Consider the following 14661-nt stretch of genomic DNA (forward strand, 5'->3'; position numbering starts at 1 on the left):
CTGCGCCCGCGCACCTGGGTGCTGGTCCTGGCCGCGGTGTTCGCGCTGCTCCAGCTGGCGAACGTCACCGGCCGGGCCACCCCGGACAGCAAGAACTACCTGTCGTACGCGCTGAGTCTGCGCGGCGAGAGCAAGCGGGAGGCGGCGGCCGCGACCATCGACCACGTGTGCGAGGGCGAGGCCTCGCTCGCCGCCCGCCGGCAGAGCGTGCACGTGGTCCGCTTCCACGGCCCCGACCCCACAGGGCGGGTCATGGCCGAGTGCCGGGCGCGGGAGTGGCGCGCCGTCGGGGCGCGGCTGGCGGCGGGCCGGACCGGCGGGCACACGGTGCCCTTCATGCCGGAACGCTTCATGCGGATCTTCGAGGTGCGGCCCGGCTACCCGGTGTTCCTCGTCCCCTTCGTCACCCTGTTCGGCGTGACCTGGGGGCTGTGGACGGCGGGTGTCGTGGTGACGGCGGCGGGCGGGGCGCTGGCCTTCCTGATCCTTCGGACGCTGCGCGCGCCCGTCCCCGTCTGTCTGACCGGGCAGGTCCTGTACTACGTCCTGCCGTGCGGCACGACCGCCATGCGCCCGATGACCGAGGGGCTGATGCTGGCGCTGACCCTGGCGGCGGTGTGGGGATGTGTGCTGGCCCTGGACGGGCGGGTGCGGGCCGGGGGGTGGCTGGTGGGCGGCGCGCTGGCCGCCCTGTTCACCGTCAAGCACTCGCAGGCCCTGTTCCTCGGGGCGGGCCTGGCGGGTGCGGGCGCGCTGATCGCGGTACGGCGCCGTCGGTGCGGCCGGCCGGTGGGGCGCGGGGCCGTCGTGGTCGCCGTCGCGGGCGGATGCGGGGCGCTGGGGACGGTGCTGCTGGCGCGCGTGCTGCACTACCCGTCGGAGTCGGAGAGCCTCCAGGACCTGCTGACCCACCACTTCGCCCGGCCCGACCGCACACGCGTGTGGCCGGAGTTCTTCCAGCTGCAGGGCAACTTCTGGGTGGAGTGGCTGCGGCGGCAGCTGTGGGAGCCGCTGTTCCTGGCGGCGCTCGCGGCCGGGGCGTGGGGGGTGGCGCGCGGGCGGCGCCGGGCTGCCGGTGCCGTGGTGCTCGCCGCCGCCTGCACCGGGTTCCTCACCCAGGCCGGGCACCCCGACATCAACATCTGGGGCGGCAGGCTGATCGTGCTGGCGTGGCTGCTGCCGGTGCTGGGCGTGCCGCTGCTGCTGGAGTCCCGCCTCCGGGAGGGCATCGCGCTGCCGGTGCAGGAGGGGACCGACCGGGCTCACTCGATGAGGTGACGGCCGGCAAGGCCGTTGACCCGGGCGGGAACATACGGCGAATGCCCCCCATGTCCCTTCCCCCCGCCGTCCGATGAGCGTCGACGTCCTCACCCGACGCGCCGTACGCGGTGCGACGGCGCTGCGCGGCGGGCGCGTGGGGCGTCCGACGCCGTATCAGGTCTTCGGGCTCCTGTTCTGGCTGGTGATGTCGCTGGCGTACTGGCGGGTGCCGCTGTGCTGCGACGCCGGGCAGCACGCGGCGGTCGTCGAGCGGCTGACGGCCGATCTGCTGGACCCGCGCCATCCGATGGCGGACCTGCCGGGCGCGGGCAGCCCCTACTACTCGCCGTACGCGGTGGCCGAGGGCGCGGTGGCCCGGCTGACCGGACTGACGGGCTGGGAGGTGCTGCGGGTCGCCGGGCCGGTGAACCTGCTGGTGCTGCTGGCCGGGATCGGCCGCTTCACGCGCGTGCTGACGCCCCGGCCGTGGGCGCCGGTGCTCGCCCTGGCCGCGATGACCCTGCTGTGGGGCACCGAACGGGCCTGGTGGAGCGGTTATCTGGGGCTGATGTCGATGACCGGCAACCTCGGCTATCCGTCCACCTTCGCCATCGGGCTCGCCTTCTGGGCGTGGGCGCTGACGGGCGCACGCGCGCGTGACGGGCGCCGGGTGCGGTTCGTGGGGCCGGGCGGGCTGCGCGGCCTCCCCGGGTACGCGGCGCTGGGCGCGCTGTACGGGGTGATCCTGCTGGTGCATCCGATCACGTCGATCGCGGCGGTGACCGGCGGCGCGGCCTTCGTCCTGGGGTGGCAGCGGGGTTGGCGGCCGGCGGTGGCGCTGCGGTGGGCGGTCGTGGGTGCCGTGGCGCTGCTGGTCGCGGTGGCGTGGCCGTACTTCGACGTGTTCGCGCTGGCGGGCGACGACAGCGTGGACGCGATGCACCGGCGGCTGTACGAGGGGCTCACGGGGCGTTTCGGACTGGCGTTGCTGGGTCTGCCTGCGCTGTGGCTGCGCGGGCGGCGCTCGGCACGCGACCCGTTGGTGCTGCTGTTCGCCGCCGACTGCCTGGTGGTGTCGTACGGCTGGGTCAGCGGCCACTACACCTACGGGCGGATTCTCGGGCTCACCCTCGTGCCGCCGCAGTTCGCGCTCGCGGTGGAACTGGCGGCATCCCGGCCGTGGGGCGCGGGGCGCAGGGTGCTGGGGGTGGTCGCGGCGGGCGCGGCCTGCCTGGGCTTCTTCACCGTGCACGCCGGGGCGGTCGTACCGCGCGCGCTGGATCCGGTCGGCTTCGAGCAGCCGCCGCGCTGGCCCTCGTACGACTGGGCCGCGCGGCACATCGGGCCCGGCGAGGTGGTGATCACCGACGGGTACTACGCCGTCCACGCGATCGCCGGGTACGGGCCGAACCTCGCCGCGCCCGCCTGGCCGGACGCGGCGCTGGAGGAGCGGGAGCGGCTGCGCAGGCTCGCCGACGTGCGGGCCTACCTCTCCCCGGCGTCGACCCGCGCCGAGCGGTCGGCGATCGCCCGCCGCCACCGTGTCCGCTGGCTGCTGCTCACACGCCGGCAGCCGGTGCCCGAGGAGGCGGTGGTGGTCGCGTGGAGCCGGCGGACGGGCGAGGTGCTGGCGCGGGTCGGGTGAGGGGTGCCGACTACTCGATGACGAGGTCGACCTCGATGTTGCCGCGGGTGGCGTTGGAGTAGGGGCAGACCTGGTGGGCCTGCTCGACCAGCTTGCGGCCGGTCTCCTCGTCCACGCTGTCCGGCAGCTCGACGCGGAGCGCGACCTTGAGGCCGAAGCCCTCGCCCTGCTTGCCTATGCCGACCTCGGCGGTCACGGCGGCGTCGCTGACGTCGACCTTCGCCTGGCGGCCGACCAGGCCGAGGGCGCTGCCGAAGCAGGCGGCGTACCCGGCGGCGAAGAGCTGCTCGGGGTTGGTGCCCTGACCGTTGCCGCCCAGCTCCACCGGCATGGCCAGCGCGAGGTCGATCTTCCCGTCGGAGCTGACGGTGCGCCCCTCACGGCCGTGGGTGGCGGTGGCGACTGCGGTGTAGAGCGCGTCCATGGATGAACCATCCCTCTCGGAAATCGGTGTCAGGGGGTCGGCCCTCGCGCTGTCCGCGTCCGGGCCGCCTCACGAGCTCCAGTAGAGCACACAATTAAATTGTGCACAACTAAATCGTCCGGCGAGAGCTACTCTGGAGACATGACCGCGACGTCGACTCCCGCCACCGCCGCCGAGACCTCCGAGGAGAACTGGCTCCGGCTGGACCGCCAGATCTGCTTCTCCCTGCACGCCGCCTCGCGCGCCTTCAACGGCGTGTACCGCGTGATCCTCAAGGAGCTCGGGCTGACCTACCCGCAGTACCTGGTGATGCTGGTGCTGTGGGAGGAGGGCGAACTGCCCGTCAAGAAGCTGGGCGAGCACCTGCGCCTGGACTCCGGCACGCTCTCGCCTCTGCTGAAGCGCCTGGAGTCGGCCGGACTGGTGCGGCGCGAGCGCAGCACCCGCGACGAGCGCTCGGTGGTGGTCCGGCCGACCGAGGAGGGCACCGCACTGCGGGAGCGCGCGCTGCGGGTCCCCCGCCGGATCGCCGGTGCGACGGGCTTCGGCGTGGAGGAGATCCGCGAACTGCGCGAACGCCTGGACCGGCTGACAGCCGCGCTGGACTCGGCGGCGGTGGAGGCGGACGTGGAGGGGGAGCCGGGCCGCTGACCAGGGGCAGCGGACGGCCTCGGACACGGACGGCGGTGACGCCGGATGCGCGGACACCCTCCGTGCCGCATCCGGTGCGGAGAGTTGTCCACAGGCCCTGCGGGAGGGCCCGCCGACTGCTTCACTGTGAGACGACTCCGACGAGGGGGAGGTCCCCGGATGACGTGGTTGATCACAGGCGGTGCCGGTTACATCGGGGCGCACGTCGTACGGGCGATGACCCGGGCGGGTGAGCGCACGGTCGTGTACGACGACCTGTCGACGGGCCTCGCCGAGCGCGTACCGGCCGACGTGCCCCTGGTGGTGGGCTCGACGCTGGACGGGGCGCTGATGGCCCGCACGCTCGCCGGGCACTCCGTCACCGGTGTCGTCCACCTGGCGGCGAAGAAGCGGGTCGGGGAGTCGGTGGACCGGCCCCTGCACTACTACCGGGAGAACGTGGAGGGTCTGAGAGTCCTCCTCGAAGCGGTCACCGAGGCCGAGGTCCCGTCGTTCGTCTTCTCCTCCTCGGCCGCCGTCTACGGCATGCCGGACGTCGACCTGGTCACCGAGGAGACGCCCTGCGCGCCGATGTCGCCCTACGGCGAGACGAAGCTGGCCGGCGAGTGGCTGGTCCGCGCGACCGGCCGGGCCACGGGCCTGTCCACGGCCGCCCTGCGCTACTTCAACGTGGCCGGCGCGGCGACCCCGGAACTCGCGGACGTCGGCGTCCTCAACCTCGTCCCAATGATCTTCGAACGCCTCACGGAGCACGCCCCACCGCGCATCTTCGGCGACGACTACCCGACCCCGGACGGCACGTGCGTCCGGGACTTCATCCACGTGGTCGACCTGGCCGAGGCCCACGTCGCCGCCGCCCGCGCGCTCCGGACCTCCCCGGGCCACACCCTGACCCTCAACATCGGCCGCGGGGAGGGTGTCTCCGTCCGCGAGATGATCGACGTGGTCAACGCCGTCACCGGTTACGACCGCCCTCCGACGGTCACCCCACGCCGCCCCGGCGACCCGGCCCGCGTCGTCGCCTCCGCCGACCGCATCACCATCGAACTGGGCTGGAAGGCCGAGCACGACGTCCAGGACATGATCACCTCGGCCTGGGAGGGGTGGCTGCGCCTGCACCCGGAGGCGGCGCTGGTCTGAGGGGGGCGGGCCCGGAAAGGGCGGGTTCGGCGGCGGTTTCCGAGGGGCCGTCCGGCGGGGCGGGTCTCGAGAGGCAGGTCCGGGAGGGGCTCGCCCGGAGGGCCGGTCCAGGGCGGGGGCGGAGCCGCGGGTCCGGCGGGCCGGGTCGGTCTCGTACGCTGCCGGGGTGATCGATCCCGTACGCGCCGTCGGCGCCGTCGTCGGTTCCGCCGTGGGGGACGCGCTGGGCGCACCCTTCGAGTTCGGTCCCGAGGACGCCTTCTCCGCGCGCTTCCCGTCCGCCGGGCACGGCGGCGAGATGTGCGGGGGCGGTGGCTGGGACCCGGGCGAGGCGACCGACGACACGCAGATGGCGGTGCTCGTCGGGGAGTCACTGCTGGAGTGCGGCGGGCTGGAACCGGCGGACGTCTTCCGGCGGTTCCAGCGGTGGGCGGCCGCCGAGCCCAAGGACATCGGCCTGCAGACCGAGGCGGTCCTCGGCAGCGGCGCTCCGTGGGACACGGCCGCCGCCGCGCACTTCCGGAGCAGCCAACGGGCGGCCGGGAACGGCGCGTTGATGCGGGCCGCCACCTCCGCCGTGTACTTCGCGGAGGAGGGCCGCGCCGCCACCATGGCCGCCGCCCGCCGCCTCGCCGCCCTCACCCACGGCGACCCCGCGGCCTGGGAGGGCACGGCCGTCCTGCACGAGCTGCTGCGGATCGCGCTGTCGGGAGCCGACCCGCTGGCCGCGCTCCCGGACACCCTGACCGAGGTGCACCCCGACCACCGCACGCGCTACGCGACCGTCCTCGCCCCCGACTGGCACCCCGACCTGGCCACCGAGTTCAACGGGGCCGTCTGGCCCTGTCTGGGCTCCGCCGTCTGGGCCCTGCGCACCACCACCTGCTACGAGGACGCCGTCCGCGCCGCCGTCGACCTCGGCGGCGACACGGACACCGTCGCCGCGGTCACGGGCGGCCTCGCCGGCGCGGTGTACGGAGCCGCGGCCGTCCCTGAGCGGTGGACCCGTGTCCTGCACGTCCCCCTGCCCGGCTTCGGCGACCGTGTGCTGCGCACGGCCGATCTGGAAGCGCTGGCGCGGCGGCTCGGGGCGTAGACGTGGCGCGCGGGAGAGGCCTCGGAGTGAGTGCCGCTCACAGCGCCTTGATCGCCTCGGCGGTCGCTCGGGCCAGGGCGCCCAGGTACCCCTGGGGCAGCTTCGGGCTGCGGATGACCACGGAGCGCCAGTAGAGCGGGCCCGAGATCAGGTCGAGTGCCAACTCGTCGTCGAGGTCCGTGCCGACCTCGCCGCGCTGCCGCGCCGCCGCCACGATCTTCAGGGCGACCCCCTCCTGCCCCTCCCGCAGCGCCTTCTGCATCGCTTCGGCGATCTCGGGGTTGCGAGCCGCCTCGGCCTGGAGGTCCGGGATGATCTGCGAGGCCACCGGGTGCCGCAGCGCCCTGGACGTCACCTCGTACAGCACCCGCAGGTCGCCCTCCAGGCTTCCCGTCTCCGGCGCCGGCAGGCCCTGCACGGCGATCGCCGAGACGATGTCCAGGACGAGGTGGAGCTTGGAGCGCCAGCGCCGGTACACCGCGGTCTTGCCCACGCCGGCCCGCCGGGCGATGCCCTCGATGGACATCCGGGCGTAGCCGACGGTCGCCAGCTCCTCGAACACGGCCGCCCGGATGGCTTCCGTCACGTCCTCCCGGAGCACGGCCGCTCCGGCGGGGGTCCGGCGGCGCGGACGCGTCTGGGGGCCGTCGGCGTTCGTCGTCATGTCGACCAGCATAGGCCGTTGCGACGATACGGGCCCGTCCCCACGCAAAGGTCTCGCCCGCGCGACGGAACGGTCTCACCCCGAGGACGGAACGGTCTCGCCGCCGCATCGACACTCCACCGCCGTGACGACGAAACGGTTGCGTTCCGACGCCGTATCGGCCTACGCTCACGTTGCGACGATACGGTCCCGTCCCGACGTAAGAGAACGTCAAGAGAAGCGTAAGGAAACGCCGCCGGACGGCCGGCCGGCCTCACGCACACCCCCCTCCCCCGAGTGAAAGCAGCGGATGTGAGCCAGGTCCTCAGCACACCGCCCCAGACGCGGCCCGTGGTCCACGAAGACCTCGCGGCCCTCGCGGCCCGGCACGGCCTCTCGGTCAGCGGCGCCCGCCCGTCCCTGCCGCGGTACGTCCGCCAGCTGTGGGCGCGCCGCCACTTCATCAGCGCGTTCGCCACCGCCAAGCTCACCGCGCAGTACAGCCAGGCGAAGCTGGGCCAGGTCTGGCAGGTCATGACCCCGCTGCTGAACGCGGCGGTGTACTACTTCATCTTCGGTGTCCTGCTGGAGACCAAGAAGGGCGTCGCGGACTACATCCCGTTCCTGGTGACGGGTGTGTTCGTGTGGACGTTCACGCAGAGTTCGATCATGGCGGGCACCCGGGCGATCTCCGGCAACATCGGCCTGGTGCGGGCCCTGCACTTCCCGCGCGCCGCGCTGCCGATCTCGTTCTGTCTGCAACAGCTGCAGCAGCTGCTGTTCTCGATGGCCGCGCTGGTGATCATCCTGCTCTGCGTCGGCGTTCCGCCCGCGCTCTCCTGGGTGCTGGCCGTGCCCGCCCTGGTGCTGCAGTTCGTGTTCAACGCGGGCGTCTCGATGATCCTGGCGCGCCTCGGGGCCAAGACACCGGACATAGCCCAGCTGATGCCGTTCGTCCTGCGCACCTGGATGTACATCTCGGGCGTGATGTGGAGCATCGACAACCTGCTCAGCAACCACAGCGACCTGCCGGCCTGGGTCGGCGACCTGCTGCGGGCCAACCCGGCCGCCGTCTACATCGACCTGATGCGCTTCGCGCTGATCGACACCTTCACCGCGCGCCAGCTGCCCCCGCACGTGTGGGCCTGGGCGACCGGCTGGGCGCTGCTCGTCGGCGTCGGCGGTTTCATCTACTTCTGGAAGGCTGAGGAGACGTACGGCCGTGGCTGACAACGCGAGGCTCACCGAACCGACCGGCGAACCGGTTCCCACCGTCGTCGTGGACGGCGTCGACATCGTCTACCGGATCAACGGCACCGGCGGCGGACGCGGCTCCGCGACCGCCGCCCTCAACCGCATCCTGCGCCGCAAGCAGGCCGAGAAGGCGGCGGGCGTGCGCACGGTGCACGCCGTCAAGAACGTCTCCTTCGTCGCCTACAAGGGCGAGGCGATCGGCCTGATCGGCACCAACGGCTCCGGCAAGTCGACGCTGCTCAAGGCGGTCGCGGGCCTGCTGCCGGTGGAGCGCGGCAAGGTCTACACCGACGGGCAGCCCTCCCTCCTCGGCGTCAACGCGGCCCTCATGGGCGACCTGACCGGCGAGCGCAACGTCCATCTCGGCGGCCTGGCGATGGGCATGTCCCGGGAGCAGATCAAGGAGCGCTACCAGGAGATCGTCGACTTCTCCGGCATCAACGAGAAGGGCGACTTCATCTCCCTGCCGATGCGCACCTACTCCTCCGGCATGGGGTCCCGGCTGCGCTTCTCCATCGCGGCCGCCAAGGACCACGACGTCCTGCTCATCGACGAGGCGCTGTCCACGGGTGACGCCCGGTTCCAGGCACGTTCGGCGGAGCGCATCCAGGAGATGCGCGCGCACGCGGGCACGGTCTTCCTGGTCAGCCACAGCAACGCCGCGATCCGCACCACCTGCGACCGGGTGCTGTGGCTCGAGCGCGGCGAGCTGCGCATGGACGGCCCGACCGAGGAGGTCATGCGGGCCTACGAGGCCTTCACCGGCGACAAGCCGAAGAAGAAGCCGCGCCCCGCGCCGGCCGCCTGAAGCCCGGCCGGGCCGGATCGGCTGAAGCCCGGCCGGGGCCGGTCACCTGAAGCCGGGCGAGGCCTGAAGCCGGGCCGGGGCTGGCCGCCCGCAGCCCGCCGAGCGACCGCCTGAAGCCTGCCGGGCAAGCGTGCCTGAGCCCGCCGAGCCGGCCGACCGAACCCCGCCGAGCCGGTCGTCCGAGAGCCACCCAGGCCCCGGCCGCCTGGCCCGGCCGTATGCGCCCGGCCGTATGCGCCCGGCCGTCTGAGAACAGCCGCCTGAAAACGGCGTGCCGCGCGCGAGCCCCAAGCGGCGCACCAACGCGGCAGGGCGCCCCCCGAAGCACCGGGGAGCGCCCTTCCGCACACCTACGCCCCAGACCTGCTGCGGCGCCCTACGAATGCGTCCGCAGCAGCGTCCGCATCGTCCGCATCGCCACCGACAGGTTGGCCAGGTCGAACGTCTCCGACCCCTGGATCTCCTCCAGTGTTGCGCGCGCCCGCCCCAGGATCGCCGCGTTCTTCTGCTCCCAGGCCTTGAAGCGCTGCTCGGGCGTCGAGGTGCCGTTGCCGACGGCCAGGACGTCCGCGGTCAGCGCCGCGTGGGCCGCGTACAGGTCCTCGCGGATGGAGGCGCGGGCCATGGACTGCCAGCGGTCGGCGCGCGGCAGCTCGATGATGCGGTCCATGAGCTGCGTGATGTGCAGACGGTCGGCGAGGTCGTAGTACACCTCCGCGACGTCCAGCGGATCCTTGCCCATGCGGTCGGCCACCGACACGATGTCGAGGGCCGGGAAGGCCGACGAGAACCCGGCCACCCGGGTGGCGACCTCGTCGGGGACGCCGGCACCGGTCAGCTCGTCGTAGATCTGCTGCCACCACTCCAGGTCCGCGCCGCGCAGCAGCTTCGTCAGCTGCGACCACACCTGTTCGACGCGGTCGGCGAAGAAGTCGACGGTCTCGGCGATCAGGATCGGCTGCGGCCGGTTGTTGAGCAGCCAGCGCGTGCCGCGCTCGACCAGGCGGCGCGAGTGGAGACGGATGCGGGTCTGGACGTCGGCCTCGACCTGGTTGTCGAGGGCCTCCACCGCGTCCCACACCGGCGCCGAGCGGAAGATCGCCCGGGCCGCGGTCTGCGCCCGCACGATCTCCTCCAGCGAGGCGCCGGTCTCCTCCCGCAGCCGGTGCAGGTAGGTCGTACCGCCGGTGTTGACGGTGTCGTTGACCAGGACGGTCGTGGTGATCTCGCGGCGCAGCGGGTGGTGTTCGATCTGCTCGGCGAACTGCTCGCGCAGCGCCGTCGGGAAGTACGCGTGCAGCAGACCGCGCAGGTAGGGGTCGTCGGGCAGCGAGGTGTGCAGCAGCTCGTCCGACACCGTGATCTTGGTGTACGCCAGCAGGACGGCCGTCTCCGGACTGCTCAGGCCGTGGCCGGTGGCGAGGCGCTCGCGGATCTGGCGGTCGGTGGGCAGGAACTCCAGCGCCCGGTCGAGGTGGCCCGCGCGGACCAGGTGGCGCATGAAGCGCTGCTGGGCGTGGAGCATGTCCTTGGACTGGGCGAGGGCGTTGGCGATGGCCGTGTTCTGCGCGTAGTTGTTGCGCAGGACGAGCCGGCCGACCTCGTCGGTCATCTCGGCGAGCAGCTTGTTGCGCTGCTTGACGGTCATGTCGCCGTCGGCGACCAGGCCGTTGAGCAGGATCTTGATGTTCACCTCGTGGTCGGAGGTGTCCACGCCCGCGCTGTTGTCGATGGCATCCGTGTTGATCTTGCCGCCGCCGCGGGCGAACTCGATCCGGCCGAGCTGGGTCAGGCCCAGGTTGCCGCCCTCGCCGACGACCTTGACGCGCAGGTCGGCGCCGTCGACGCGGATGGAGTCGTTCGCCTTGTCGCCGACGTCGGCGTTGGACTCGCTGGACGCCTTGACGTACGTGCCGATGCCGCCGTTCCACAGCAGGTCCACCGGCGCCTTGAGGATGGCCTTCATCAGGTCGGCCGGGGTCAGCTTGGTGACCTTGTCCTCGATGCCGAGGGCCTGGCGGATGTGCGCGTTGACCGGGATGGCCTTCGCGGTGCGCGGGAACACGCCGCCGCCGGCGGACAGCAGTTCGGTGTCGTAGTCGGCCCACGAGCTGCGCGGCAGCTCGAACAGACGGCGGCGCTCGGCGTAGGAGGTGGCCGCGTCGGGGTTCGGGTCGATGAAGATGTGCCGGTGGTCGAAGGCGGCGACCAGCCGGATGTGCTCGCTGAGCAGCATGCCGTTGCCGAACACGTCACCGGACATGTCGCCGATGCCGACGACCGTGAAGTCCTCGGCCTGCGTGTTGACGCCCAGCTCCCGGAAGTGCCGCTTGACGGACTCCCAGGCGCCGCGGGCGGTGATGCCCATGCCCTTGTGGTCGTAGCCGGCCGAGCCGCCGGAGGCGAAGGCGTCACCGAGCCAGAAGTCGTAGGACTGCGCGACCTCGTTGGCGATGTCGGAGAACGTCGCCGTGCCCTTGTCGGCGGCGACCACCAGGTAGGTGTCGTCCTCGTCGTGGCGGACGACGTCCGCCGGGGGCACGACCTCACCGGCGACCATGTTGTCGGTGATGTCGAGCAGCGCGGAGATGAACGTCTTGTAGCTGGCGATGCCCTCGGCCATCCACGCGTCGCGGTCCACGCCCGGGTCGGGCAGCTGCTTGGCGACGAACCCGCCCTTGGCGCCGACCGGCACGATGACGGTGTTCTTCACCATCTGCGCCTTGACCAGGCCGAGGATCTCGGTGCGGAAGTCCTCCCGCCGGTCGGACCAGCGCAGACCACCGCGCGCGACCTTGCCGAACCTGAGGTGCACGCCCTCCACCCGCGGCGAGTACACCCAGATCTCGAAGGCGGGGCGGGGCGCCGGCAGGTCGGGGATGGCCTGCGGGTCGAACTTCATCGACACGTACTCGTGCGGAGTGCCCTGCGCGGTCTTCTGGAAGAAGTTGGTGCGCAGGGTCGCGTTGATGACGGTGAGGAAGGACCGCAGGATCCGGTCCTCGTCCAGGGAGGCCACCTGGTCGAGGGCGGCGTCCAGCTCCTCCAGGAGCGCGTCCACGATCTCGTGCCCGGCGCGCTGCCGGTCCGGCGACATCCGCGCCTCGAACAGCGACACCAGCAGCCGCGTGGTGTGGACGTTCGTGCGGAGGGTGTCCTCCATGTAGTCCTGGCTGAAGGTGGAACCGGCCTGCCGCAGGTACTTGGCGTACGCGCGCAGCACCACCGCCTGCCGCCAGGTCAGCCCGGCACCCAGCACGAGGGCGTTGAAGCCGTCGTTCTCCGCCTTGCCGGTCCAGGTCGCGGCGAACGCCTCCTGGAACCGCTCGCGCCCGTCGTCGCCGAGGTAGTCACCGTTGCCGCCGCCCAGGGAGCGGGGGATGCGCAGGCCGAAGTCGTAGATCCAGGCGACACTGCGGTCGGCGCGGCGCAGCTCGTACGGCCGCTCGTCGATGACCTCGACACCGAGGCGGTTGAGGACCGGCAGCACGGCCGACAGGGAGATCGCGTCGCCCTTGCGGTAGATCTTGAAGCGGCGCTCGTCGGGGCCGGCGCCCACCGGCTCGTACAGGCTGAGGGCGAAGCTGCGCTCCTCGTCGAGCCGTTCGAGGTGGACGAGGTCGGCGACCGCGGAGCGCGGGGTGTGGTCGGCCTTGTAACCCTCGGGGAAGGCGTTGTTGTAGCGGCGCAGCAGCTCCGCGGCGCGCTCCTCGCCGAGTTCGGCGTTGAGCGCCTCGGAGAACGCGTCGGCCCACGACCGGGCCGCCTCGACCAGGCGGGCCTCGATGCGCTCCTTGTCGCTGTCGGACAGCTCCGGCAGTTCGGTGCCCTGCGGGACACGGACGACGAAGTGCAGCCGGGACAGGATCGACTCGGTGTTCCAGGCGGTGAAGTCGACGCTGATGCCGCCCAGTTCCTCCTTGAGGATGTCGATGATCCGCAGCCGGACGCCGGTGGTGTAGCGGTCGCGGGGCAGGTAGACCAGCGCGGAGTAGTAGCGGCCGTACTCGTCCTGCCGCAGGTAGAGGCGGAGCCGCCGGCGCTCCTGCAGGTAGAGCACGGACGTGACGATGGACCGGAGTTCGTCCACCGGCGTCTGGAACAGCTCGTCGCGCGGATACGTCTCCATGATCTGGAGCAGGTCGCGCCCGTCGTGGCTGTTGGGGGAGAACCCGGCGCCCAGCAGTACTTCGTCGACCTTGCGCCGGACGACCGGCACGCGCAGCACGGACTCGGTGTAGGCGGCGGAGGAGAACAGGCCGAGGAAGCGCCGCTCCCCGACGACGTTGCCGTCCGCGTCGAACTTCTTGACGCCGATGTAGTCGAGGTAGGACGGCCGGTGCACGGTGGCCCGGCTGTTGGCCTTGGTCAGCACGAGCAGCTTGTGCTCGCGGGCCTTGGCGCGGGCGTCGGCCGGGAGCCGCTCGAAGGAGGGGCTGACGGGGTGGCTGTCGCCGTCGGCGTGGTGCGGGTCGGAGCGCAGGATGCCGAGGCCGGTGCCGGGCACGGCGGCGAGGGAGTCGTCCTCCCGCAGCTGGTACTCCCGGTAGCCGAGGAAGGTGAAGTGGTCGGCGGCCAGCCAGCGCAGCAGCTCGCGGGCCTCCTCCACCTCGGGCGAGGCGAGGTCACCGGGGACGGGCTCGTCCCCGAGCCGGTCGGCGATGCGCAGGGCCGCGTCCCGCATCTTCTCCCAGTCCTCGACGGCCTCCCGGACGTCGGACAGGACACGCAGCAGGTCGGCGGTGATCTGCTTGAGGTCGGCGCGGTCGGTCTCGCGGTCCATCTCGACGTGGATCCACGACTCGACGTGCGCGTCGTGCGGGAGGTCGGCGGAGGGCGCCACGGCGAGCACGTCGATGAGCTTGCCGGTGACGTCGCGGCGGACCACGACCTGGGGGTGGACCACGAGGTGGATGCCGCGCCCCTGCCGGGTCAGCTCGTTCGTCACCGAGTCGACCAGGAAGGGCATGTCGTCGGTGACGACCTCGACGACGGAGTGGCTGCAGGTCCAGCCGTTCTCCTCGACGGTCGGGGTGTGGACGCGCACGTTCGCGGTGCCCTGCGGCCGGTTCTCGGCCAGCCGGTAGTGGGAGAAGGCGGCTCCGAAGACGTCGACCGGGTCGCGGTCGGTGAGGTCTTCCGGGGCGGTGTGCAGGTAGTAGCGCTGGAGGAACGAGAGCACGGAGTCGTGGTCCGGGATCCCCGGAGTGCCCTCGCCCGTCGTCCCAGTCGGTAGGTGCCCCCCGACCGGGCTGTTCTCAGCGACCCGGGCCGCCCTCTCGAGCAGCTCGGCCTTGGCTTCGTCCAGCTTGGTCTGCATTGTCCTCTGGCTCCTGTCGCGCGCCGTTGCGTGACGTAGAAGGAAGTACGGTCTCTTCCCCTGTGACGTGACGCCGTGACGCGGGGTCTCCGGTCTGCTTCGACGCTATGCCGCAAGGTGAGATGAGCGGGGGGTTATCAGCCATTCTCGACGCCGCCCGGGGGTGTGACGCTGCTCTCCGCGCCGCCCGCTCCCGGGGTGTGTACGGCGTCCTGGGGGCCGTCGAGACCCCGCCCCGCCCGCGAGGACCAGCGACTGGCGCCCGGCCGCGGATGTCCTCCGCGGTCACCGGGCGCGGGGCAGGGGCAGCAGCGCCCCCGCGACATATCGCGCTGATCACGCCACCAAGGCTATCGCTCCTCCCCGGGGGCCCGTCATGAGCCGTATGTGTACAAAACAGGGGGTGGAAGTTTGACGTTC

10 protein-coding genes are annotated in these 14661 nt (G+C 72.1%); 7 read left to right on the forward strand and 3 right to left on the reverse strand.

The window, feature by feature from the left end:
- Positions 1–1278, forward strand: coding sequence for a hypothetical protein (locus tag ACIBBD_RS16570; protein ID WP_399420135.1), 1278 nt, complete (start codon positions 1–3; stop codon positions 1276–1278).
- A gap of 73 nt (positions 1279–1351) precedes the next feature.
- Positions 1352–2905 carry a hypothetical protein gene (locus ACIBBD_RS16575; protein WP_399420089.1) on the forward strand — a complete coding sequence of 518 codons (1554 nt, stop codon included), beginning with the start codon at positions 1352–1354 and terminating at the stop codon, positions 2903–2905.
- A gap of 10 nt (positions 2906–2915) precedes the next feature.
- Here ACIBBD_RS16575 and ACIBBD_RS16580 read toward each other — a convergent pair whose 3' ends face one another.
- Positions 2916–3329 (reverse strand): organic hydroperoxide resistance protein, encoded by a 414-nt coding sequence (locus ACIBBD_RS16580; protein WP_399420090.1) that lies wholly within the window; start codon positions 3327–3329, stop codon positions 2916–2918.
- A 141-nt stretch (positions 3330–3470) separates the two neighbouring features.
- Between ACIBBD_RS16580 and ACIBBD_RS16585 the strand changes: the two genes are divergently transcribed.
- The 3 genes from ACIBBD_RS16585 to ACIBBD_RS16595 all read left to right on the forward strand — a co-directional run bounded on the left by ACIBBD_RS16585 (position 3471) and on the right by ACIBBD_RS16595 (position 6216).
- Entirely contained in the window at positions 3471–3980 is a 510-nt protein-coding gene (locus tag ACIBBD_RS16585) for a MarR family winged helix-turn-helix transcriptional regulator (RefSeq protein WP_399420091.1), read from the forward strand.
- Positions 3981–4139: 159 nt separating this feature from the next.
- Complete coding sequence (gene galE, locus ACIBBD_RS16590; RefSeq protein ID WP_399420092.1) at positions 4140–5120, forward strand: UDP-glucose 4-epimerase GalE; 981 nt, start codon at positions 4140–4142, stop codon at positions 5118–5120.
- Between the two features lie 166 nt (positions 5121–5286).
- Positions 5287–6216 (forward strand): ADP-ribosylglycohydrolase family protein, encoded by a 930-nt coding sequence (locus tag ACIBBD_RS16595; protein WP_399420093.1) that lies wholly within the window; start codon positions 5287–5289, stop codon positions 6214–6216.
- Between the two features lie 37 nt (positions 6217–6253).
- Here the strand turns inward: ACIBBD_RS16595 and ACIBBD_RS16600 are convergent, their stop codons facing one another.
- Positions 6254–6880, reverse strand: coding sequence for a TetR/AcrR family transcriptional regulator (locus ACIBBD_RS16600; protein WP_399420094.1), 627 nt, complete (start codon positions 6878–6880; stop codon positions 6254–6256).
- A gap of 291 nt (positions 6881–7171) precedes the next feature.
- Here ACIBBD_RS16600 and ACIBBD_RS16605 point away from each other — a divergent pair, with 291 nt between their 5' ends.
- Both ACIBBD_RS16605 and ACIBBD_RS16610 read left to right on the forward strand, forming a co-directional pair.
- Entirely contained in the window at positions 7172–8089 is a 918-nt protein-coding gene (locus tag ACIBBD_RS16605) for an ABC transporter permease (protein WP_399420095.1), read from the forward strand.
- Complete coding sequence (locus ACIBBD_RS16610) at positions 8082–8921, forward strand: ABC transporter ATP-binding protein (RefSeq protein ID WP_399420096.1); 840 nt, start codon at positions 8082–8084, stop codon at positions 8919–8921. Before ACIBBD_RS16605 ends, ACIBBD_RS16610 begins: the two co-directional genes overlap by 8 nt.
- 376 nt (positions 8922–9297) lie before the next feature.
- Here the strand turns inward: ACIBBD_RS16610 and ACIBBD_RS16615 are convergent, their stop codons facing one another.
- Positions 9298–14241, reverse strand: coding sequence for an NAD-glutamate dehydrogenase (locus ACIBBD_RS16615; protein ID WP_399420097.1), 4944 nt, complete (start codon positions 14239–14241; stop codon positions 9298–9300).
- Positions 14242–14661 lie beyond the last annotated feature (420 nt).

The organism is Streptomyces sp. NPDC051315 (assembly GCF_044455165.1).
Classification (GTDB): Bacteria; Actinomycetota; Actinomycetes; order Streptomycetales; family Streptomycetaceae; genus Streptomyces.

Bases quoted from the DNA above. Each gene is read 5' to 3' on its own strand.
- ACIBBD_RS16575 (WP_399420089.1), top strand. From the start codon at position 1,352: ATGAGCGTCGACGTCCTCACCCGACGCGCCGTACGCGGTGCGACGGCG.
- ACIBBD_RS16580 (WP_399420090.1), bottom strand. From the start codon at position 3,329: ATGGACGCGCTCTACACCGCAGTCGCCACCGCCACCCACGGCCGTGAG.
- ACIBBD_RS16585 (WP_399420091.1), top strand. From the start codon at position 3,471: ATGACCGCGACGTCGACTCCCGCCACCGCCGCCGAGACCTCCGAGGAG.
- galE (WP_399420092.1), top strand. From the start codon at position 4,140: ATGACGTGGTTGATCACAGGCGGTGCCGGTTACATCGGGGCGCACGTC.
- ACIBBD_RS16600 (WP_399420094.1), bottom strand. From the start codon at position 6,880: ATGACGACGAACGCCGACGGCCCCCAGACGCGTCCGCGCCGCCGGACC.
- ACIBBD_RS16615 (WP_399420097.1), bottom strand. From the start codon at position 14,241: ATGCAGACCAAGCTGGACGAAGCCAAGGCCGAGCTGCTCGAGAGGGCG.